Below are 20,832 nucleotides of genomic sequence, written 5' to 3'. Positions count from 1 at the left end.
AATTCCCAATAATTAAAGAAAAATTGGACAGTAAGGAGTGGGGGATTTGCGTTTAAAACTATGGAGGGAGTCTGAGGCGGTCCTATTCACGCTGCCAGCTCTAATCCCATTGCTGATCTTCTGGCTGGGACCTCTGGGATATATCGTTTATCTCAGTTTCACCGACTGGGACTTCATGAGCCCGGACAAGTTGTTCGTTGGGTTGGACAATTACAGTTATCTGCTGACAAACTCTGAATTCTATCGGTCACTGAAAGTCACTTTGTTATTCGGACTTGGAAGTGTAATCCCAACCATTGTGGGCGGATTGGCACTGGCGATGCTCATGAATAGCAAAATCAAATCATCCGGCATCTTCCGGACATTACTCTTCTCACCTTGGGTCACCCCGACAGTTGCGGTGTCCATCGCGTGGTCCTGGATCTTCGAGCCCGAAGTGGGACTCGCTAATCTGATGCTGGGCTGGGTTGGCGTATCTCCGATCGGCTGGTTGCGTGACGCGGACTGGGCGTTGGTTGCCGTTCTGATCGTCACGCTCTGGAAGTCGATAGGATGGGCGATGGTATTTTATCTCGTTGCGCTACGAAATCTGCCTTCCGATCTGCTCGAAGCAGCTTCAATCGATGGAGCAAACGGTTGGGACAAGTTCAGAAGTATTACATTGCCACTGATCTCACCAACGACATTTTTTCTCTCGATTATTCTTACCATCCAGTCCTTGCAAGCCTATGACCAGATCAATGTCATGACGCAGGGTGGACCGGCGGGATCAACGAGAACGTTGCTGTACATGTATTACCAGTCTGCATTCGAATCCTTTAACGTAGGTGAAGCTTCGTCCATCGCCGTTGTGATCATTCTGATCTGCGTGTTGCTGTCGGGAGTATCGTTCCTGCTTGGCAGACGTCTGGTGCACTACTAATGACAATGACATTGCCCAACAAAAAGTCTAAACGGATGAAGCGCAAGGAGTTGCAGAACGTGTCACAACCGAATTTTAAAATAAGTAAATTAATCCGCTACTTCCTGTTAGCCATTATCGCGCTGGGTACAGCCTTTCCCTTCTATTGGATGGTCATTAGCGGATTCAAAACCAATGATGAGATCTGGCAGTTTCCGCCGACCTTCTGGCCGGAGACGTTCCTGTGGAGCAACTATGTGGATGCCTGGAACGCGGCACCATTTGCCCGTTACATCTTGAACAGTACCGGGGTGGCCTTAGCCATCTGTTTATTTCAGGTCGTCAACTCCAGTATGATGGCGTACGCCCTGACACATATGAAGTTCCGTCTCAAAGGTGTGCTGACCTCCCTGATTCTGGTGGGTTATATGATACCGAGTACAGCCGTATATCTGCCTAGTTACCTGGTGCTTAGCGAACTTAATCTGCTAGATTCCTACACAGGCTTGATTGTATCCAACTGTGTCAGCGTGTTCTCGATCTTCCTGATCCGGCAGGCGTTCATGCAGGTATCGCATGAATTGGTGGAAGCCGGACAGCTGGACGGTGCATCCCACTTCCGGATTCTCTGGACGATTATCACGCCGCTTGTTCGCTCAAGCTTCGCCGTGATGGTTCTGATTACGTTTATTGAACAGTACAACAACTATTTCTGGCCTATGCTCATCACCAAAGACCCTGATTTACAGCTGGTATCGGCGGGTCTGCGCAGCTTCTTTGTAGAAGGCGGGGCATATGGACTGGCTTGGCCACAGATTATGGCTGCGAGTGCCTTCACCATCGCACCCTTACTTATTCTCTTCCTGTTCACCCAGAAGACGATCATGCAGAGCGTGAATATCACGGCTGGTGTGAACAAGAACTGATATGCACTACCATTTCACCTAAAACGGGAGGAACGACAATGAACTGGAGTCAAGCAAGCATGACATGGAAAAAGAGATTGAGGTTGAACTGGAAGGGTGGCATGTCGCTGGTACTCGCGACCAGCTTTGCTCTATTGACCGCTTGTGGAACACAAGCACCCGCAGAATCAGGCACGACAGCTGCTGCCAGTGGAACCGAAGTTCAGGCAAAAGATCCGGTGGAGATTGAGTTCTGGTATGGTCTGGGTGGTAATCTGGGCGATAACATGAAAAAGACGATTGACGCGTTCAACGCCTCCCAGAACGAAGTCGTTGTGAAGGGGATTGTACAAGCAGATTACACGGAAACGGAACAGAAGCTGCAAGCAGCAATTGCTTCCAAGAAGGTTCCAGCCGCTGTACTCAGCTCCAATATAGACTGGGCACGTAAAGGATATTATGCACCTATGGATGAGATGATTGCCGCTGATCCGAATTTTAAGAAAGACGATTTCATTCAGACATTCCTGAACCAGGGACAGGTGGATGGAAAGCAATACTTTTTGCCAATGTACGGTACAACCCAGATCATGTATTACCGCATGGATACGTTCAAAGAGAACGGAATCGACCCAGCCAGTCTGACGACATGGGAGAAGCTGGCTGAGGCAGCGGCGAAGATGAGCAAACAAGAGAATGGCAAGACTACCTTCTACGGTTGGGAACCGATGTGGGGTAGAGACAATATGATTGATGCCGTGCTGGGTAAGGGCGGACAGATTCTTAGCGACGATGGCAAAACCGTCATGATCGACTCTCCGGAATGGATCGAGACATGGGATTTGTTCCGTAAATGGATTAACGAAGACAAGATTATGGGCATTCATTATGGAGGTCAGGGCTGGGAGTACTGGTACAAAACGATTGATGATGTGATGAAAAATAAAGCAGCAGGTTATACCGGATCTAGTGGTGACCAAGGCGACTTGGACTTTAGCGTAGTCGCTGCAATGCAACAACCAGGCTGGGAAGGTATTGGTGAAGGAAAACCGGTAGCGAGTGCCATATCGGCAGGTATTCCGTCAGCGGCAAGTCCAGAGCAACAGCAGGCAGCATACAAATGGCTTACGTATTTCTCTGAAACTTCGAACACAGCTTCATGGTCCATGAACACCGGATATATTGCAGTACGTCAGTCGGCTCAACAAGATCCAGAGTTCATGAAATTCAGTGAGGAAAATCCGCAGATCACCGTACCACTGCAACAGGCAGCACACGCTTCGGCTCCCTTCCAGGATCCAACGGGTGGCAAGATCAATGATGCTTTGAAAGATGCAGCTGATCAGGTGCAGATCAATAATATGCCAGCGGAACAAGCGCTGAAGGAAGCAAAAGAGAAAGCGCAGAAGGAACTGGATCGGGTAACGAAGTAACGATATCGACAAGAACTGTTTCCAAGAGACTCGGTCGTGAGCCTGACCAGATTGTAAACATAACGTATCACTAATCACTATAAGTAACTCACGCGGAAAGGGCGGTACATGCTGTACCGTCCTTTCCGTTCATAAAGATTGCAGACAAGGAGTTTGACCAATGCAAGATGAAACGTATGTAGACGGATTACCAAATCCGATTGAAGCCGTTTTGTTCGACAAGGACGGCACATTACTTGATTTTACGGGCATGTGGGGGTTCTGGACCGATTGTGTGTTGAACGATTTCAGAGACCAGTTGGCGACCAGGGGACTTCGTATCAATACAGATGAACTTCCACAGATCTGGGGTACATTCCACGATGACCAAGGCCGAATGAATGGGTATGACGTGCGGGGGCCACTTGCGATGGGAACTATGGATGAAGTGTATGCCGTGCTGACGTGGCATGGATATCGTGCGGGTCTCAGCTGGGCGGAAGCCAAGATCATGGTTCGGGAGTGTTTGGCGCGAGCGGAGGAAGAGATGGAACAGCATCGTCCGGCACGTCCGTTACCGGGAGTTCAAAGATTCCTTGAACAGTGCCGTAGCGAAGGCGTGGTTATGGGTGTTGTGACGGCAGATGATACACCAAGTGCAATTAAACATTTACAGTGGATGGGACTGGATTCCTTTTTTGACGTGGTGATTGGTACAGATCTGGTGGAACGGGGGAAACCTTTTCCCGATATGCTACTGCTTGCCTGTGAGCGGTTGGGAGTATCTGTACAGCATACTGTGGTTATTGGAGATACGGACGGAGACATGGAGATGGCACGAACCGCTGGTGCGGGGTACAGGATTGGCATTGGAGAACCGGGAAAAATCCGCTTGGCGGACAGAACGATTCAATCCTTCCATGAATTGCTGAATGGTGGGCTGAATCGATGACAAACAGTCACGCCTACTTGGGCTGGGTACTGTTGGCACTGGCCATCGGGCTGGAGCTGAGCGCTACCATTTTGCTGAAAGTATCGGATGGATTCTCGCGGTTATGGCCTTCGGTGTTGATGTTTGTCTGTTATGGCGCAAGTTTTACCTTTCTTAATTTTGCAGTGAAGTATATGCCGCTGGCTGTAGCATATGCGATCTGGTCTGGGGTGGGCATTACGCTCATTGGCGTTGTAGGGCATTACTTTTTTGGTGAACGTCTGCGGCTCACGTCGATGGTATGGATCGGTTTTATTCTGATTGGCATTATTGGACTGAAATGGAGTGATTCTTGATGAAAAATGAACATGCACCGGAGCAACCGATTGCCAGCTTCCAGGTCATTACAGACACACATGTGCGAGATGAGGCAGACCATATTCATAACCGGCATCTGGACCAGGCATTAGCCGACATAGCTACATTCAGTCAGGGAAGCAGCGGAATTATGCATGTGGGTGATGTGACGGATCGGGGGCTGCCGAGCGAATATCGTGAGTTGCAACGGATATGGAAGCAACATGCGGAGAGCTTGCCGGACATCCGGTACACGGTAGGTAATCATGATATTGGAGCCGTGGTATGGCAAGATCAGCCGATCGTTTTGCTTGAGATGAAAGAGGATGAAGTAGCCGAGTTGTTGGAGCAGGAAGCAGATATGGAACTGGTCACAAAACAAACCGCTGCTGAATCAGCTGCACTAATTGAGCAACTATCCGGCGGGACCTATACGTTGTCTGCTGTAACTTCGGAGCAGGAGGGCCAAGACGGGGGACCGATCTCTTCAGGAGTAGACCCCATTACAGTCGCAGGGTTATGGCAACGTCGATTAAGTGATTTTGAAGGGACAACAGGCATGAAGGGCGCATACCACGACCATTGGATTGATGGGTATCATTATATTTTCCTGGGCACCGAGCAACCTCATCCGAAGGACTGTGATATGTCGGCTGAACAGTTGGACTGGCTGGATGCGAAATTGTCTGAGCGTGCAACACTAGATCATCCCATCTTCCTGTTCTTGCACCAGCCGCTTATGGATACGGTAGCTGGATCGCTGAAGGAACAGGGATGGTATGGTGTGAATCAGGATGCTGAACTCAAAGCGGTTCTTGCTAAATACCCGCAAGCAATTCTCTTCTCTGGCCATACCCATTGGCAATTGGAGGCACAGCATACGATGTACGATGGCGCAGGCAAGATGCCAACGATGTTCAATGCTTCGTCTGTAGGTTATCTCTGGACAGATCAGGATGAGCATCTGGAGGGCAGTGAAGGACTTCATGTGGAGGTTTATAAGGGTCGAGTGGTTGTGAAGGGACGTAACTTTGTCGCGGGCGAATGGATTGAGGGTGTTGAGTTTACGGTGCGTTTTCCTACAGTAGGGTAGTAATTTGGATAGTCAACGATAAAGGGTCATGCTAAGGGTCAATCTCATTAAGATAAGTTAGACTTGATGATATTGCTCAATGGGTGGCCTTTTTGGTGTCCATCTTAAAGATATGTATCAGAACCTCCACCCCATAAAGTTCCACGTGAAACGTAGCAGGGGAGGCTAGGGTTGGGTAAAGTTGTAAATGGGTATGACTACAAACTATACTCAAATAAGTACACATGATATGCACTTACTCGTTAATTTAACCTATTTACGGAGAGGAAGTAGAAGAGGCATGAGAGAACTTCAGGTTCAAACGACATATGGTACCGTTCAAGGCGAACTTTTGCACGATGCAGGCGTATGGAAAGGCATTCCTTATGCGAAACCCCCGGTAGGTGAGCTGCGTTTCAAGGCTCCGGTACAGCCCGAGTCATGGGATGGAATCAGACAGGCCACTCAATTTGGACCTGAGAATATACAACCTCGAAATCATCAACCAGAAGGCCAGACAGAAATTCCGAATGAGTCAGAAGATAGTCTATATCTGAACATCTGGGCACCTAAGGAAAAAGGAGCAACACCACTGCCGGTCATGGTATGGATTCACGGCGGCTCCTTTGTATCAGGTTCAGGTAGCCAGCCGATGTATGATGGTACGCAGTTAGCGGTTCGGGGGGGCGTCATCGTTGTCACGATCAACTACCGATTAGGACCTTTAGGTTTCCTGCATATGGCTCCATTAGGTGATTCATATGTATCCAATGCAGGGCTGCTGGATCAGGTTGCGGCATTACAGTGGGTGAAGGATAATATCTCTGCTTTTGGTGGTAACCCGGATCAAGTTACGGTGTTCGGCGAATCAGCAGGTAGCATGAGTATTGCAGCACTGATGGCGATGCCAGCGGCCAAAGGACTGTTCCAACGTGCCATTATGGAGAGCGGTGCATCCCAGTTCATGCCGGCAGAGCAAGCTTCAGCGTTGCGGGAAGGGATGTTAAAGATTCTTGGGGTGGATCGGGACAACTTGCAGAAGTTAAATACAATTCCTGTAGAGCAGATTATTGCAGCGGGTGAAACGGTCAAACAGCAAAGCGGGGCGGGTATGGCATTATTGTTCCAACCTGTATTGGATGGGCAGACACTACCACAGATGCCACTTCAGGCAGTGAGCGAAGGCTCAGCGCAGGATATTCCAGTACTGATTGGTACGACATTACACGAGGGTGCACTGTTCATCCAGCCACATGTGCCTTATTCAAAAGAGATCGATATGGTTCAGGGCGTAGACTTTATGACGCCAGATCTGGAGAACCGGGTAGCCATCGCGGATAGTTATCCAAAAACGGCAGATGGACAAGCCCAAGTCATGACGGATATGTACTTCTGGCGGTCAGCGCTGCAATATGCTGCGGCACAACAGAAATATGCCCCGGTGTGGATGTATCGATTTGATTGGGTGATGCCGGAACATCCCTTGTTAAAAAGAGCGATTCACAGCATCGAGATGTTCTTTGTGTTTAATACACTGCATGTCCTCAAATTCATGAATGCAGAGCCGGATGAAGCTGCTGCGGCACTTGCCCTCAAGGTACAGGATGCCTGGATTTCCTTTGCCAAGAATGGCCAACCTGAAGTTGCAGGTGTGAACTGGCCTGAATATGAGCAGGATCGTGCGACACTAATCTTCAACCATGAGATTGAGGTCGTACATGATCCGGATGCAGCCAAGCGAGAGCTGTTAGGATTATAATCCAGGCCATTATTTGAATGGATACTCTGAATAACTGCTATGTGCCCGATCAAAAGAGGACGTTCATTCTCAGAATGAACGTCCTCTTTTTGTAATCCGGCTGAATAATAAGTAGAACGTAAGCACTGAATAGAGGTACATTGTGCCGTTATACTCCAAACATTATTTACGAGAGGCACGTGTGCGGGACACCTCATCGAAGTAGAAGGAACGTTTTCCACGGGAGAAGAGTACGATCAAGACATGAACAAAGAGCACGGCGTAGACTAACATATAGATACCAAATGTCCCCAAGGAGATCCACATTTGATAAGGCTGAAGCATAACATCCTGATGACCTGAAAAAGCATAATCGTTGACCAAGCGAATGATCGTAACGAGCAGCCATGGAACATAGAGTGCGGCAAATCTTTTGAATAACGATTCACTGGTGGGTGTGCCGGTCTGACGATTCACATAGCGGAATCGCAAGATGGCCGAGCCTGGAGTTACCCCATTTCGCACCCAAGGTATGAAGAACAGTACAATGACCATAGCAATGGATGTACTTAGCGCATCACTGATCACATCAGACGCTGTGAAGATCGATATTAGATTCGAAAGGAAGACAACAATGATTCCATCAATAATTAACGCGAGCAATTGAGGCATAGTATACACTCGGTTTTGCTCCACGATCTGTTCACTCTTCGCCTGAATGCTTGCACGTGATGGGAATAAAGCAAGCAGGATGGGCGCTGTGAAAAATCCAATGACTGCTCCCGAAGTATTCAATAACAGATCATCTACATCGAAGAGGCGGTAAGGACAATTATAATACCCGTAGAATCCGGTGATCTGAGTAATCTCGAAGAATAAGGAAAGCCCGAATCCACCAAGCAGGGCGTACTTCCAGAATGATCTCTTTTGAAAAAAATAACGGATATATACACCCAGCGGCATGAGAAGCAGGACGTTAAATAGAACTTGCAGAAAGGCTCTGCCCTGAATCATGCTGAGATAGCTGGAAGGCTGAGTCCATACAATGGGTGTTTCCTTCATGATGTCTTTGACAAAAGTGAATGGAACCAGATTGTAGTAGATCGTATCAGCGGCTTGCTGCGCACAGGTATCTCGCGTAGTCGGAAACGGCAGAATGACGAGGCAATAGGCGGCCAGAATATAAAAGATAAACGAAAAGCTGATGCCAAACCGTGACCAGCTGAAGAAACCGTCTTTACGATAACCATAGATCAACCACGGCACCAGCAAAAACATGGCCGCAACAACAAAGATCAAAAAAGCCGTTTGCACAGGGAAAACATATGAGGACATGAGCAAGAACTCCTTTGGTTTTAAATATAATAACATTCATATAGACATTAAAATTCATGTATGTGTAGTGCGTATCTATTAGTTACATCATAAGTAGTTACCCTTAAAGTGAGGGATGCATGAACCTTAAATTTGGTTTAAATCCATCCATGCAGTGACCTTGCGTATGGAATATACCGTCGAAATCACGTATACTTGCGGGAATGCCAATCGTAGAATGGAGAGTTTAATACATATGTCTAATTTGCCTAACTGCCCCAAATGTAATTCAGAGTACACGTACGAGGATGGTAACCTGCTGGTTTGCCCGGAGTGCGCGCATGAATGGTCTTTGGAAGCAGACAATGATAATGCAGAGGATGCAAAAGTAATCCGCGATGCCAACGGAAATGTGCTGAGTGATGGCGATACCGTTACCGTCATTAAAGATCTGAAGGTTAAGGGTAGCTCGCTCGTGGTCAAACAAGGCACGAAGGTGAAGAATATCCGCCTGATTGATGGGGATCATGATATTGATTGCAAGATCGACAGCTTGGGTGCAATGAAGTTGAAGTCTGAGTTTGTGAAAAAGATATAAGATCGAAAAACGTTCAGTTCCGTATTCAATGGGAATTGAACGTTTTTTGTTTGACAGGAAATATTTAGTAGGTATACACTGGTTGGAATTTAATTTTTTTGAACATGGATGAGTAGTCTACATATAAGAAAAGGTAGGTGTCAGAGCGATGAAGAGAGATCACATTATTGAATATTATTCCGGGTTTGATGAGTGGGGCAGACTGGAGCGGGAACCAATTGAATTCATCATTAACATGCATTACATCAGGGAACATCTCCCCGCTACTGGTTGTATTCTGGATAATGGCGCAGGACCAGGAAAGTATGCCGTGGAGCTTGCGAAGCTGGGGTACCAAGTCACTTTATCGGATCTGACACCTTCCTCCGTGGATACTGCGAGGCAAAAGGCTCAGGAGTTTGGTTTGACACAACAATTCGATGGGTTCCATGTTCTCGATGCCACTTCACTCTCCGGTATGGCTGACGAGACGTACGATGCGTGCCTCATGCTGGGGCCGTTATATCATCTACAGACAGACGAAGAGCGGATGGCTGCTGTACGGGAGTTGTACCGTGTGACCAAGCGAGGGGGCGTGGTGTTTGTAGCCATGCAAAGCCGAATGCGCATGAGTATCAATTCGTTACAATCTCCGCAGCACTGGAAACCGAATGATAACATGGCAGCAATCCATTCTTTTGTGGAAAAGGGTATATTCGATCATCAGGATCAAGGACGATTTACGGGAGCATACTATTTTAATATTCAGGACGTTACACCCTTCATAGAGCAACATGGATTTGAAACCGTAGATTTGATTGGTTCATCCAGTCTTAGAGCCATGCTCACGGATGAGCAGCAGCAATATTGGAAAGAGCGTGGCGAGTACGATGAACTCATGCAATATATGATCGAAGCCGCCAAAGACCCTTCCATATTGGGAATCTCGTCGCATCTGCTGTACATCGGGAGGAAGAAATAATAGACTTACAGGCAATGCTCTAAAAATCTATGTATTTTAGAATTTCAGCCCGTGGAATACTGTTTCCACATGATATAATATCTCTATCTAATGGTCTGGAGGTGTCACTATGCAATGGAAGGAAGTTCAGGAGCGATTCCCTAATGAGTGGGTCGTTTTTGAGGCAACCAAGGCGCATTCTAGAGAAGGCCAGCGTTATATTGAAGAGATGGCAGTGATTGATTCATTTGATGATTCTACAAAGGCACTAAAACGTTATGGTGAATTGCATCAGGAAGATCCCAGACGGGAATACTGCTTTTTTCACACTTCACGTCCAGAAGTTGTGGCAAGAGAACGATATGTTGGCATGAGAGGTCCTCGATGAAAATTTCAGAGGTTTATGGAATTTGATCAAGCCATAATCTATAGAAAATAAACATAAATGTGCCCTCTGGAAACAGAGGGTACTTGTGTTTTTCATCAAAATAGTTCAATATTAAGATACATAACAAAAGGTGATCTACTTACAATAGGTTAGATGAACGACGGATCGCTTCATACCAGGGAGGAACAGACAATGGAAATCGGAATTAGTACATTTGTGGAGACAAACCCGGATGTAAAAACAGGAGAACTTATCAGTCATGCGCAGCGTATTCGGGATGTTGTTGAAGAGATTGTTTTGGCAGATCAGGTGGGTTTGGATGTATATGGCGTGGGAGAACATCATCGTGCTGACTACGCCGCTTCATCACCAGCTGTCATTCTGGCGGCAGCAGCTTCACAGACCAAGAATATTCGCTTGACGAGTGCGGTAACCGTGCTGTCATCGCATGATCCGGTACGGGTATATCAAGATTTTGCGACACTGGACGGCATTTCGAACGGACGTGCAGAGATTATGGCAGGGCGGGGATCATTTATCGAATCGTTCCCACTGTTCGGCTATGATCTGAACGACTACGATGAGTTATTCGATGAGAAACTCGATTTGCTGCTCAAACTGCGTGATTCGGAAAAAGTAACCTGGGAAGGCAAACACCGCCCTTCCTTTAACAATCTGGGCATCTACCCGCGCCCGGTACAGGAGAAACTTCCGGTATGGATTGGTAGTGGCGGTAATCAGGAATCCGTAGTTCGTGCAGGACTGCTCGGTTTGCCACTGGTGCTTGCCATTATTGGTGGCCGTCCGGTGCAATTCGCACCATTGGTGGAGCTGTACAAGAAAGCAGCTGCACATGCAGGACATGATGCTTCCAAGCTGACCGTTGCTTCTCACTCTCACGGCTTCATTGCCGATACAACAGACGAAGCCGTGGAGAAATTCTTCCCGCCAGCGCAAGCGGTCATGAACATACTGGGCCGTGAACGTGGATGGGGACACTACAGCCGTGCAACATTTGATGCGGCGCGTAGCCTAGAGGGTGCTTTGTACGTGGGTGATGTGGAGACGGTAGCTCAGAAAATTATTTACCTGCGCAAAGAAGTTGGGATTACACGCTTCATGTTGCACACCCCCCTCGGCACAATGCCGCACAACGAGGTTATGAGAGCAATCGAGCTACTTGGTAAAGAAGTCGCTCCAATCGTGCGTAAAGAAATTGCACGTTGGGAAGCTGAGAACGAAGAGGCACGTTAATCGACTGAAACCGTTACGGAACTATAATAGAGCGAACACAGAAGAAAAGGAGCATGCCCTAGGCGTATTACGCCAATGGGTCTGCTCCTTTTTCGTTTATCTTCTAAAAGTATCTAAAACACCACAGATGTAATGCTTATCCATTCGCAGATGTACTCACAAGGGAGTGTATAACCATCGACAACGTATGATCATAGAGGGTTTTGGCAGCTTCTTCGCTCTCAATATGGCCTCCCAAATACAGATGAATAACACCGTGTAAGGGAGCCCAGATCATTCGAACCGCAAGCAGGGGATCTTGCACCTGAAGCATTCCCTGTTCAATCGCTACCTCAACCAAGGCAGACACTTGTTTCAGTGCAGTTGCTGTTCCCTGTAAGGTCTCTCCATCTGGTTTGAATTCGGAAAAAGATCCTCCAAACATCAGCTGATAGAAGCTGGATTGAGAAATGCCGAAGTCCCAGTAGACGTGGGCAAGATCACGGAAATATTGTTCGAACGATGCCTGCCGGGGTATAACTTCAAAACGCTGGGCCATGAGGGAGCATCCCTCTAGATACAGATGTTTGGCTAACCCTTCTTTTTTGCCAAAAAGGTTATATATGATTTTGGTGGAGCACTCCATGCGTTCAGCTACACGGCGTACCGTGACAGCTTCTGGTCCATGCTCTTGCAGTAAAGCAGCAGCAGCATGCACAATATTTTGCCGCAGATTATCTGAGTGCTGGAGTCTGGCTTCCTGAAAGGTTGTTACCGTATGTGCAGATTCCGTGGAACCCGAATTAAGATCCTTCATTGATTTCATCCTCGTAACCGTATTGTTGTTGATCAGAAACTATGTTTCCTTTTCATATGGTCATTCTACTGTTTTACGCCGGATAACGTCAATTTAATCCGAGTTTGGTAAGTGAGCAAAACGTTCTAGATCCAAATTTAACAAATGTATTTGACAGCGTCATGGGTTTTGGTTACGATGATTCTATAAAGAAACAGTGTTTCCTAATGAAAACGAGTGTTTAAATTATGCACAGAGGATGGATGAGAGATGATAAAGGAACAGCATCAATGGGTACTTATTACAGGCGCTTCTTCAGGTATTGGGGAAATTTTTGCACTCGAGATGGCTTCTAAGGGTAAAAATATCGTGCTGGTGGCTAGAACAGAGTCCAAACTGAATCAATTGGCAGAACGTATAGAACGTACATATCAAGTAAGGGCTGAGGTAATCGTATCGGATCTTTCCGAAGTAGAGGCACCTCAGAACGTATATGAGGAATGTCAAAATCGGGGAATACACATCGATATGCTGATCAACAATGCTGGATTTGCTACCCATGGATGTTTTGAACAGGTGGACGGTTCCCGGCAGCAGGAGGAGATTATGTTGAACGTGCTCGCCTTAACGAACATGACACATCTTTTCTTGCCAGGCATGTTACAGAAGAAAAATGGTGCTGTCATTAATGTATCGTCGACGGCTGCCTTTCAACCTGATCCGTATATGGCTGTGTATGGAGCAACGAAATCATTTGTACTTTCTTTTACAGAGGCATTATACGAAGAAAATAGGAAGCGTGGCGTACAGTTTTTGGCACTATGCCCAGGCTCAACCGAGACCTCGTTCTTTGATGTAGTAGGTGCTGATGAAGCCTCGGTGGGTAAACGTGATACCCCTGAGCATGTCGTGGCGGTGGCCATGAGAGCACTCGAGTCAGGCAAACCTTATGCTGTGCCGGGGGCTGGTAATTACTGGACAGCGCAGTTCACCCGCCTCGTGCCACGCAAGTTGATGTTGCAAATCGTAGGAAGTATGCTCCGTCCACGTTCCAAGGATGGTAAACCAGAAAAAGTACAAGCCTGATTAGTGGTATAGGGTAAAAGCTTTAGGCCAAAATGCCTTTGGCCCGAGCTTCCTTTATCCAACTTGGAAATTCAGTGAGGAGACGATCGTACAATTCTTCATCGCTGATCTTGGAAATGTCGTCCAATGCAAAAAAGTCAGCATTATCGATGAAACGTCCAGTCATGTCATCGAGTTTCTCGAGAATACCGTAATTGGCTTGGCCTAGGCCAACAAATTGCCAGAACAGGTTTTTGGTTGAGCTTTCGGTAATAAGCCGCATGATTTTCCCTTTTTGACTGACTCCACCATCGCTAAAAAAGATAATATACGTTGGAATCTTCACATCGGGTTCCTCGATCGTATATTTGCGAATGACATCCTGCATCACAGGAGGTTCGTTATTGGTACCGCCTTTGCTTCCCAGCGTATATGTGCGTTCAATATAATTCTCGAAATCCCTGGCGGTGACGCTAGGTGCACGCAAGAAGTCTTTGGCGAAGAACCAGACGTCCAACTCTCCGTTATCATCAAACGCTGATGCAATCGCCAGGATACGCTCGAAGGCCTCTTGCACGATGCCTTTGCGATACAGATGGTACATGGAGCCTGATGCATCAAATACAACGGCAACACGTGCCTGGATAGGTTCAATCTTTTTCTTTTGCAGAGACAGGGTTACTTTATGCTTGAGGAGATCGATTTTGGTCAGGTTAAGCGGCGGATGATTCGTGTTTGGTGCAGCAACAGGTGCCAAGACTTCTGGTGAGGCCGCTGCTACTTCAGCTTGTGCCGTGAGAAGAACCTGTTCGGCTTCCGAGGTGTCGTTACTCTCAATTTCAACACCGAATGACTCTGCCAGCGGCTGCAACCCACCAAAGAAACCTCGTCCAATCGCACGAACTTTGAACCCGTCACGATATTTATAGATTTCAATGAGAATAAGCGCTGTTTCCGCAGTGACCTGTGTGATCTCGTAGGTGATCTGCTGGGAACCCGCTTGTACAATCGCCTGACATGCCTGAACATCGGCGAAAGTCCCTCCCGCATCCAGAGTAGCCGTAAACACACATTTTTCCACAGGGGCCTGCCGTAATTGATTCGTATCTAGTACAAACGAGGATTTCAGTTCCTCTGCCTGTTGCAGAAGTACACTTTGATGGGGATCGGACGTCTGATTATAAAATACAAAATAGTCGTCAGATGGGACCTTTCCCTCTTCGTTTACCATAAAGCAGCTAACATCCAAGGGAGAGGGAGATGATGTACATTGAATGGTTACCTGAAGTTGAGCGCATTCGTTGATGCTAATATTCTGGCCTGTGTTTAAGTGGACGAGCGAATCTGTCATAATCGGATGCCCCCCTTTTCTCCAATATAATGGTTGAAAATGTACAGTAACAAGATCGATTCTGAGACAAATGTTTCCATAAGTCAATCTTTTCACCGTTGATCCTACGCTTCATCAGACTCGTACTTTTCCCGATGCTCCTTCTTCATCTTTACATAGTCTGGATCGGTCTTCGCAATCTCCCATTGCGCTTTGAATATAGCCGCGGCTTCTGCCTTCACCTTATCATTCTGATAGGGCAGGATCGAGCCATCCTCCTTCGAATATTTGCGTCCTCCTTTGTGATTTGTATACCGTCTGGCCCGTGTATAACCCATCTGGAGAAATTTACGAGCCATATCCATACCCACGAAATCTCCCTTTTTCTTATACTCCAAAAATAGCTCATAGATCTTCTCCGATGACTCTGTCGCAATCTCGGGTGTTTTGAATCGCCAGTGTGGCAGAATCTCGCCCTTGTACGGCTCAACCATCAGCACACCCTGCTCTCCCCGGCCTACGGTGTAGAGCTCAGGATGTTTGCGCAGATCCAACTCATCATAATTGAGACTGTAATCAAATTTTTTCATGTATACACCCTCCTTGATAGGGATTACCCCGATTCTGAACCAACAAGCACGGTTAATGGGGAACAATAGAAGGAATTACACAGGAGGGGTAGCGGTATGGGAATGTCCGGCAGATATCTTGTGGTAACGAAGGAGTTAGTTGAATCCATCAAGTCAGGTGAGATTAGTGTGCATGATTGTGCAGTGGATCTGGATATTGATAAAACGTGGCAGATGCTTCAATTCACGCTGAACGGTAACTTGTTAGAAGGGGAGCCGCCCCTGGGCTATGTGGTGCCTCTAGCAGGTGAGCAGTACTTGGGAAACTATTCGGATATGGATCTCTTCTTGCTCAGTAATGAGCAGGTGCTGGAAGCCTACATGGCATTGGAGCAGCTCACACCGGAGGAATTGAAGCAGCGGTATAGTCTGGACCGGATGATCGCTGAAGGGGTCTATCCTGTCATGGAAGATTGGGATGAGGAAGAGACATTTCAGGAGATCGTTCAGACTGTGGATGATGTCCAGGCCTTGTTTCAGGCCACGGCTGCAAGTGGGAACGGCATCATTTTTTATGTTTTCTAAATGAGCACTAAAATTATGATGGAAAATGTCATGCCGATATTGAGGCAGGTTTGAACTACGCTTATTCGGGTTATTGATAGACACAAGGCTCAGGCCTTGATACATGACAATCCGGTAGAAGAGAGGGAATGCGATATGACACAGGATCAGAACGAAGAGAACAAAGCGATTCAAGAGGACGAGCCGGATCAATTCGAGACTCCCGCAACTGCGGAAGATGAAGAAACGGATGAGAAACTCGCAGAAGATCAGGAGCAAGAATAACTCCCAGCATTGCATAATGAAGCAGGATGTTTTATCGAAACATACGATATGCTGAAATATAGATAGACCAGAGGTCGGACATGTTCCGGCCTTTTGGTTTATTTTTTTGCGTATCCGTTTACAAGAATTACCTATACCTTCATAATGGAAATGAACCATATTTTTCTAAGGAGGAGTTCATATTACGAATCGGAAGTTAGTCCAATGGATGGCAGTGCCACTAGTACTTTTAATGGTTGTTCTTACAGGATGTCAGGCTGTGGGTGGAGTAGACGTTGGCAAAGCAATGGCCAATGGCGCGAGTATCAAGTCCGGTGAATCCAGACAATCCATGAATATAAACATAGAACCGGCTAAGGAATTTGCTACAGAAAAAGACCTTGAAATGATCGAACTCATTAATTCCATATCCCTGGATATTGATCAAGCCAAAATGAAAGATGCGAAGACAGCATCGATCAAAGGTACACTGAGCATGGAGGGAACGAAATTACCTTTCCACCTGTCCATGAATGAGTCCCAATTGGTCATTGATCTGGACGGAGCCCAGAAACCGCTGTACATATCTCTGGATACGCTCCAAGATGCACAGGCTCTTCCAATGGTAGATACGAAGGCTCTGGAGAAGCAACTCGAGGAAATTTCCCCGAAACTGTTCTCTTTTGTCCTGAAGCATCTGTCCAATCCGAAGAACATCTCCGTAACACCGGTACAGGAATCCGTGAATGGCGAAGCGCTTAGCCTCTCCAAGCTGCATCTGGAAGTTAGTGGTGAAGAGATGCTTGCTATGGTTAAACCATTCCTGACGAGTATCTCGAAGGATGAGCAAGGACTGAAAGACCTGATTGGCGATCTGTACGATGTGTTCTACCCTGTACTGGAAGCAGTGAATGAGGTAGAAGGTGGGGGAGACGACACGCTGAATTCGATCGTTCCTGAATCGAAAGATGAAGCCGTTGCGTCACTATATGCCATCATCAAAGTAGGACTGGACAGTATGCTGGTCAATTATGATCAGGAGCTGAACAACCTGTTGAATGAGACCCCTGAATTCAAAACGGTATTTGGCACAGGTACCACACTGAAATTGGATTTCTATCTCGACAGCAAGCTGGATATTCGCAAGCAAAACTTTGAACTGAAAGTAGCGTTGCCGGCTTCCGAAGATCTGCCGGTGAACTCCGTAACCGTAAGTGGAGACAGTGAACAGTGGAATATCGGTGGAACGGTTGCAGTGGATGAAGTGGATGTATCAGGCGGCGTTATGGATCTGATTAAGGATGATATTACGCCTGGACAGATGCTGCGCAATTTTGATTCCAATTCACTGGCATACCAATTGCTGAAAGATGAAGCTGGGATCACGAGTAAAAGTGTAGTGCTCTTCCCGGATGATGAATACGCTGGGGCGATCACGGTTAAGAATACAACATTTGTTCCGCTTCGCTACGTGTCTGAGGAATTGGATGCTGAAGTGAAATGGACCAAAGGTTCAAACCAAATCGTTGTCATTGACGACATCACTGGTGACGAGATTGTCCTGACCGTAGGTTCCAAGAAGGCAACCGTTGCTGGTAAAGAAGTAACCATGGTGGAATCCGCCTATGTGGGCAAGGACGGCAAGACTTATGTGCCGCTGCGCTTTATGGCTGAATCCCTTGGAGCTACTGTAGATAAGGAACAAGAAACAGGCTGGATTTATATTGACCGTCCTTAAGTGAGACGTTGAAGTAGTCCTTAGCATGAGAGGGGATTTCAGAGTATGCCAGATTTCTCGTAATGATCGTGAAAAGAACACCGCAAAAATTCCGTTAGACCATGAACGGGATACGTGTGTCCTTTTAACCCATTACGAGGAGCTTCGGCGTTTCTGAAATGATGAAACGGATCGGGGAGTGCCTCTATTGGAGGTGCTCCTCTTTGTTGTGTCATCCTAAATAAATCCCCAGAGGTGTTGTATATGAAAAGTCAATTGTTCATCCATTCAAACTCCGTTACGTTGCGTCCATTTACGCTTGAAGATCAGGCTACCGTGTATGCATTAACCCAACAACCTGAAATCACCAATATGCTACCCGATTGGAAGATGACCGAGGAGCAGTTGCGCGAATTCTTACAGTTTGTCGTTGGCAGTTACGAACAGTTCAACCCGGAAGATGTACGCATCCTGCTTGCCGTTGTACACAATAAAGATCAGCGTATCATTGGTTGGTGTGGTGTGTTTCCAAATGACCTGCTGGATCGGGCTGACCGTGAAGTGGCTTACGCCATCTCACGGGATTACCGGAATAAAGGATACATCACAGAGGCTGTGCAGGCGCTAACAGCATATGTATTTGAGCATACCTTGCTGGATCGAATCGTGGGCATTGTGAAGCCGTACAACCAGCCGTCACGCAAAGTTCTGGAGCATACAGGTTTTCGTTATATCTCTCGCAGAATGCTTATGGACCAGGAGTGCTATGATTATTTTGAACTGCTCAAAGTAAAGTCCGAACCAGCGCAATTGAAGCAGATGCATTGCACAGTTCGCTTAAGACGAGCACAGCAGGAAGATGCTGTTGTGCTTACAGAGATTTGCACTCGTGCTTTTGATCATGTCATAAAAGTCTGGGCGGATAACGAGAAAGATATCGATAGCAATCTATGCCCACCTGATTATTCGTCAGTTCGCATGCATCGTTACGTGATCCGTGAATGGGATTATTATGTTGTGGAATCAGATGGATGTGCCATTGGTGGAGTGAGTGTTAACGTGCTTGGACAAAAACATGCCAGGATCGATAAGATCTATATTGACCCCGTATGCCAGAGCCGTGGCGTGGGAACTCAAGTCATGAGGCTTATTGAGGCTGAATTTCCGCAGATTGAAACCTGGAAGCTGGAGACCTCAGGTCGGCAGCTGGATAATCATCATTTTTACGAAAAAATGGGATATGTTTGTATCTATGCATCTGAGGATGAGTTTGTATATGAGAAGAACATGTCCGTTGATTCTTTTGATCCAATATGTGATGAGACATTAGCCAAGGACTCGGGTGAGTCGGTGGTTGAATATGTTAAAGCTAATCTGGACTCGGTTCGTTACAGTACCAGTAATCTGACCAATAGTCGGATCACTGACTGCAACCTGAGTGGAAGCAAATTTACCAATTTAAATATGACGAATATATTGCTAGCTGATTTGCGCCTAACCGACAGCAAGATTGAATTCTGTGCTTTGGATGGCGTTCAATTCCAGGACACACACCTTGGATCTGACCGTGTACCTATGCAGTGGGCGCATTGTGATCTTGGGGGAAGTCGTTTTATCGATTGCGATCTATCTGGAGTTCAGTTGGAACAATGTCAAGTGACCGGGATGAAGATCAACGGAGTAGAAGTAGAGGAATTACTTGCAGCCTATGAGGCTATGAAGTCCTGAGGACGAATGCCAGGGCGAATACGGAAGCATACTAATCCGGTTGAGATGCTGGCTGTAACAGATTCTCGTTTGATTAGAATAATTGAGGAAACGGGTATTTATCTATGGAAGATGTCCAAAACAGCAAAGGGAGGTCTATGAATGATGACTGAACGATTTGCGGGTAAAGTGGTCCTGATTACAGGTGGTGGCTCCGGTATTGGACGATCAGCTGCTGTGGAAGTTGCACGTGAAGGGGCTAAGCTTGCCCTGGTGGATGTGAACATGAAGGCGCTGGAAGAGACCAAACGTGTGATCTCGGAAGAGGTACAGCATGCCGAGTTTCTGCTAATTGAAGGTGACGTAGCCAACGAAGAAGCTGTGAAGAAGTATGTTAGCGATACGGTCAATGAGTTCGGACGTATCGATGCATTTTTCAACAATGCAGGCATTGAAGGCAAGCAAAACCTGATCGAGAACTACGAGACAGAAATGTTTGATAAAGTTATCGATATCAACCTGAAGGGTGTATTTTACGGGTTGAAACATGTCCTGCCTGTAATGAAAAAACAGGGCGAAGGCTACGTTGTGAATACGTCCTCTGTCGGTGGCATTCGCGCCGTGCCAAACCAGATTGCCTACGGAGCGAGCAAACATGCCGTGGCCGGCATGACCAAAGATGCAGCGATTGAATACGCCGAGCATGGGATCAGCGTTAATGCAATTGCACCCGGAGCCATTCTGACAGATATGGTTATCGGCTCGTTCAAACAGATCAATCCGAATGACTGGGAGTCAGCATCCAAAGAGTTCGTGAAGGACAACCCGGCGAAACGCTTGGGTGAACCGAAGGAAGTAGGGCGCCTCGTTGCCTTCCTGCTGTCCGGCGAAGCACCATTTATCAATGGAGCCATTATTCCGATTGATGGTGCGCAGTCAGCCAAATATTGATCCCATAATCATCAACAGCACATCAATGCGACATAGATATATACTGAAGAACGCCCTTTTTCGCCAAGATGCGGATTGGG

Annotated in this window: 21 protein-coding genes; 17 read left to right on the top strand and 4 right to left on the bottom strand. The window is 46.9% G+C overall.

What is annotated here, in order from left to right; genetic code table 11:
• The first annotated feature begins 46 nt into the window (after positions 1-46).
• The 7 genes from V6669_RS29500 to V6669_RS29470 all read left to right on the top strand — a co-directional run bounded on the left by V6669_RS29500 (position 47) and on the right by V6669_RS29470 (position 7,337).
• On the top strand, positions 47-922 hold the full coding sequence (locus V6669_RS29500; protein WP_036671737.1) for a sugar ABC transporter permease: 876 nt from the start codon (positions 47-49) through the stop codon (positions 920-922).
• Positions 923-981: 59 nt separating this feature from the next.
• A complete protein-coding gene (locus V6669_RS29495) occupies positions 982-1,827 on the top strand; it encodes a carbohydrate ABC transporter permease (protein ID WP_338589387.1) in 846 nt (281 codons plus the stop codon).
• A gap of 38 nt (positions 1,828-1,865) precedes the next feature.
• Complete coding sequence (locus V6669_RS29490; RefSeq protein WP_338589385.1) at positions 1,866-3,239, top strand: ABC transporter substrate-binding protein; 1,374 nt, start codon at positions 1,866-1,868, stop codon at positions 3,237-3,239.
• A 160-nt stretch (positions 3,240-3,399) separates the two neighbouring features.
• Positions 3,400-4,170: an HAD family hydrolase gene (locus V6669_RS29485; RefSeq protein WP_338589383.1), complete on the top strand. Its 771-nt coding sequence runs from the start codon at positions 3,400-3,402 to the stop codon at positions 4,168-4,170.
• On the top strand, positions 4,167-4,505 hold the full coding sequence (locus V6669_RS29480) for a multidrug efflux SMR transporter (protein WP_083684565.1): 339 nt from the start codon (positions 4,167-4,169) through the stop codon (positions 4,503-4,505). Before V6669_RS29485 ends, V6669_RS29480 begins: the two co-directional genes overlap by 4 nt.
• Complete coding sequence (locus tag V6669_RS29475) at positions 4,505-5,599, top strand: metallophosphoesterase (RefSeq protein WP_338589378.1); 1,095 nt, start codon at positions 4,505-4,507, stop codon at positions 5,597-5,599. Before V6669_RS29480 ends, V6669_RS29475 begins: the two co-directional genes overlap by 1 nt.
• Positions 5,600-5,879: 280 nt before the next feature.
• Positions 5,880-7,337 carry a carboxylesterase/lipase family protein gene (locus V6669_RS29470; RefSeq protein WP_338589376.1) on the top strand — a complete coding sequence of 486 codons (1,458 nt, stop codon included), beginning with the start codon at positions 5,880-5,882 and terminating at the stop codon, positions 7,335-7,337.
• A 162-nt stretch (positions 7,338-7,499) separates the two neighbouring features.
• Here the strand turns inward: V6669_RS29470 and V6669_RS29465 are convergent, their stop codons facing one another.
• A complete protein-coding gene (locus V6669_RS29465) occupies positions 7,500-8,651 on the bottom strand; it encodes a VanZ family protein (protein ID WP_338589374.1) in 1,152 nt (383 codons plus the stop codon).
• Positions 8,652-8,886: 235 nt separating this feature from the next.
• Here V6669_RS29465 and V6669_RS29460 point away from each other — a divergent pair, with 235 nt between their 5' ends.
• From V6669_RS29460 to V6669_RS29445, 4 genes are all read left to right on the top strand, one after another.
• Positions 8,887-9,228 carry a zinc ribbon domain-containing protein YjdM gene (locus V6669_RS29460; RefSeq protein WP_017691576.1) on the top strand — a complete coding sequence of 114 codons (342 nt, stop codon included), beginning with the start codon at positions 8,887-8,889 and terminating at the stop codon, positions 9,226-9,228.
• 148 nt (positions 9,229-9,376) lie between these two features.
• Positions 9,377-10,189, top strand: a complete 813-nt coding sequence (locus V6669_RS29455) for a class I SAM-dependent methyltransferase (RefSeq protein WP_338589371.1) — start codon at positions 9,377-9,379, stop codon at positions 10,187-10,189.
• A gap of 109 nt (positions 10,190-10,298) precedes the next feature.
• On the top strand, positions 10,299-10,556 hold the full coding sequence (locus tag V6669_RS29450; protein ID WP_047840923.1) for a hypothetical protein: 258 nt from the start codon (positions 10,299-10,301) through the stop codon (positions 10,554-10,556).
• 192 nt (positions 10,557-10,748) lie between these two features.
• Complete coding sequence (locus V6669_RS29445; RefSeq protein WP_036612299.1) at positions 10,749-11,810, top strand: LLM class flavin-dependent oxidoreductase; 1,062 nt, start codon at positions 10,749-10,751, stop codon at positions 11,808-11,810.
• 136 nt (positions 11,811-11,946) lie between these two features.
• Here V6669_RS29445 and V6669_RS29440 read toward each other — a convergent pair whose 3' ends face one another.
• Positions 11,947-12,606, bottom strand: a complete 660-nt coding sequence (locus tag V6669_RS29440; RefSeq protein WP_338589366.1) for a TetR/AcrR family transcriptional regulator — start codon at positions 12,604-12,606, stop codon at positions 11,947-11,949.
• 249 nt (positions 12,607-12,855) lie between these two features.
• On the opposite strand from V6669_RS29440, the gene V6669_RS29435 reads away from it, so the two are divergent.
• The gene (locus V6669_RS29435) at positions 12,856-13,671 is read left to right on the top strand and encodes an SDR family oxidoreductase (RefSeq protein ID WP_338589364.1); all 816 of its coding nucleotides are present in this window, start codon (positions 12,856-12,858) and stop codon (positions 13,669-13,671) included.
• A gap of 22 nt (positions 13,672-13,693) precedes the next feature.
• Here the strand turns inward: V6669_RS29435 and V6669_RS29430 are convergent, their stop codons facing one another.
• Together V6669_RS29430 and V6669_RS29425 are read right to left on the bottom strand one after the other, a co-directional pair.
• Positions 13,694-15,001, bottom strand: coding sequence for a VWA domain-containing protein (locus V6669_RS29430; RefSeq protein ID WP_338589362.1), 1,308 nt, complete (start codon positions 14,999-15,001; stop codon positions 13,694-13,696).
• A gap of 104 nt (positions 15,002-15,105) precedes the next feature.
• Complete coding sequence (locus tag V6669_RS29425) at positions 15,106-15,570, bottom strand: DUF4385 domain-containing protein (RefSeq protein ID WP_047840920.1); 465 nt, start codon at positions 15,568-15,570, stop codon at positions 15,106-15,108.
• A 96-nt stretch (positions 15,571-15,666) separates the two neighbouring features.
• On the opposite strand from V6669_RS29425, the gene V6669_RS29420 reads away from it, so the two are divergent.
• The 5 genes from V6669_RS29420 to V6669_RS29400 all read left to right on the top strand — a co-directional run bounded on the left by V6669_RS29420 (position 15,667) and on the right by V6669_RS29400 (position 20,752).
• Positions 15,667-16,134, top strand: coding sequence for a YfbM family protein (locus tag V6669_RS29420; protein WP_338589357.1), 468 nt, complete (start codon positions 15,667-15,669; stop codon positions 16,132-16,134).
• Between the two features lie 135 nt (positions 16,135-16,269).
• Complete coding sequence (locus tag V6669_RS29415) at positions 16,270-16,398, top strand: hypothetical protein (protein ID WP_017691584.1); 129 nt, start codon at positions 16,270-16,272, stop codon at positions 16,396-16,398.
• A gap of 259 nt (positions 16,399-16,657) precedes the next feature.
• Entirely contained in the window at positions 16,658-18,115 is a 1,458-nt protein-coding gene (locus V6669_RS29410) for a copper amine oxidase N-terminal domain-containing protein (protein ID WP_338589354.1), read from the top strand.
• Between the two features lie 243 nt (positions 18,116-18,358).
• Positions 18,359-19,822 (top strand): GNAT family N-acetyltransferase, encoded by a 1,464-nt coding sequence (locus V6669_RS29405; RefSeq protein ID WP_338589352.1) that lies wholly within the window; start codon positions 18,359-18,361, stop codon positions 19,820-19,822.
• A 144-nt stretch (positions 19,823-19,966) separates the two neighbouring features.
• The gene (locus V6669_RS29400) at positions 19,967-20,752 is read left to right on the top strand and encodes a glucose 1-dehydrogenase (RefSeq protein WP_338595086.1); all 786 of its coding nucleotides are present in this window, start codon (positions 19,967-19,969) and stop codon (positions 20,750-20,752) included.
• The last annotated feature ends 80 nt before the right edge of the window (positions 20,753-20,832 follow it).

Origin of the sequence: Paenibacillus sp. Y5S-9, from assembly GCF_036894235.1 — a bacterium.
Taxonomy (GTDB): Bacteria; Bacillota; Bacilli; order Paenibacillales; family Paenibacillaceae; genus Paenibacillus.
Note: the sequence above shows the minus strand (reverse complement) of the source record. Positions and strands in the feature narration are given on the sequence as shown.

Bases quoted from the DNA above. Each gene is read 5' to 3' on its own strand.
- V6669_RS29480 (WP_083684565.1), top strand. From the start codon at position 4,167: ATGACAAACAGTCACGCCTACTTGGGCTGGGTACTGTTGGCACTGGCC.
- V6669_RS29420 (WP_338589357.1), top strand. From the start codon at position 15,667: ATGGGAATGTCCGGCAGATATCTTGTGGTAACGAAGGAGTTAGTTGAA.
- V6669_RS29405 (WP_338589352.1), top strand. From the start codon at position 18,359: ATGAAAAGTCAATTGTTCATCCATTCAAACTCCGTTACGTTGCGTCCA.
- V6669_RS29455 (WP_338589371.1), top strand. From the start codon at position 9,377: ATGAAGAGAGATCACATTATTGAATATTATTCCGGGTTTGATGAGTGG.
- V6669_RS29485 (WP_338589383.1), top strand. From the start codon at position 3,400: ATGCAAGATGAAACGTATGTAGACGGATTACCAAATCCGATTGAAGCC.
- V6669_RS29490 (WP_338589385.1), top strand. From the start codon at position 1,866: ATGAACTGGAGTCAAGCAAGCATGACATGGAAAAAGAGATTGAGGTTG.
- V6669_RS29400 (WP_338595086.1), top strand. From the start codon at position 19,967: ATGACTGAACGATTTGCGGGTAAAGTGGTCCTGATTACAGGTGGTGGC.
- V6669_RS29450 (WP_047840923.1), top strand. From the start codon at position 10,299: ATGCAATGGAAGGAAGTTCAGGAGCGATTCCCTAATGAGTGGGTCGTT.
- V6669_RS29445 (WP_036612299.1), top strand. From the start codon at position 10,749: ATGGAAATCGGAATTAGTACATTTGTGGAGACAAACCCGGATGTAAAA.
- V6669_RS29425 (WP_047840920.1), bottom strand. From the start codon at position 15,570: ATGAAAAAATTTGATTACAGTCTCAATTATGATGAGTTGGATCTGCGC.
- V6669_RS29470 (WP_338589376.1), top strand. From the start codon at position 5,880: ATGAGAGAACTTCAGGTTCAAACGACATATGGTACCGTTCAAGGCGAA.
- V6669_RS29435 (WP_338589364.1), top strand. From the start codon at position 12,856: ATGATAAAGGAACAGCATCAATGGGTACTTATTACAGGCGCTTCTTCA.
- V6669_RS29430 (WP_338589362.1), bottom strand. From the start codon at position 15,001: ATGACAGATTCGCTCGTCCACTTAAACACAGGCCAGAATATTAGCATC.
- V6669_RS29415 (WP_017691584.1), top strand. From the start codon at position 16,270: ATGACACAGGATCAGAACGAAGAGAACAAAGCGATTCAAGAGGACGAG.
- V6669_RS29460 (WP_017691576.1), top strand. From the start codon at position 8,887: ATGTCTAATTTGCCTAACTGCCCCAAATGTAATTCAGAGTACACGTAC.
- V6669_RS29465 (WP_338589374.1), bottom strand. From the start codon at position 8,651: ATGTCCTCATATGTTTTCCCTGTGCAAACGGCTTTTTTGATCTTTGTT.
- V6669_RS29475 (WP_338589378.1), top strand. From the start codon at position 4,505: ATGAAAAATGAACATGCACCGGAGCAACCGATTGCCAGCTTCCAGGTC.
- V6669_RS29440 (WP_338589366.1), bottom strand. From the start codon at position 12,606: ATGAAGGATCTTAATTCGGGTTCCACGGAATCTGCACATACGGTAACA.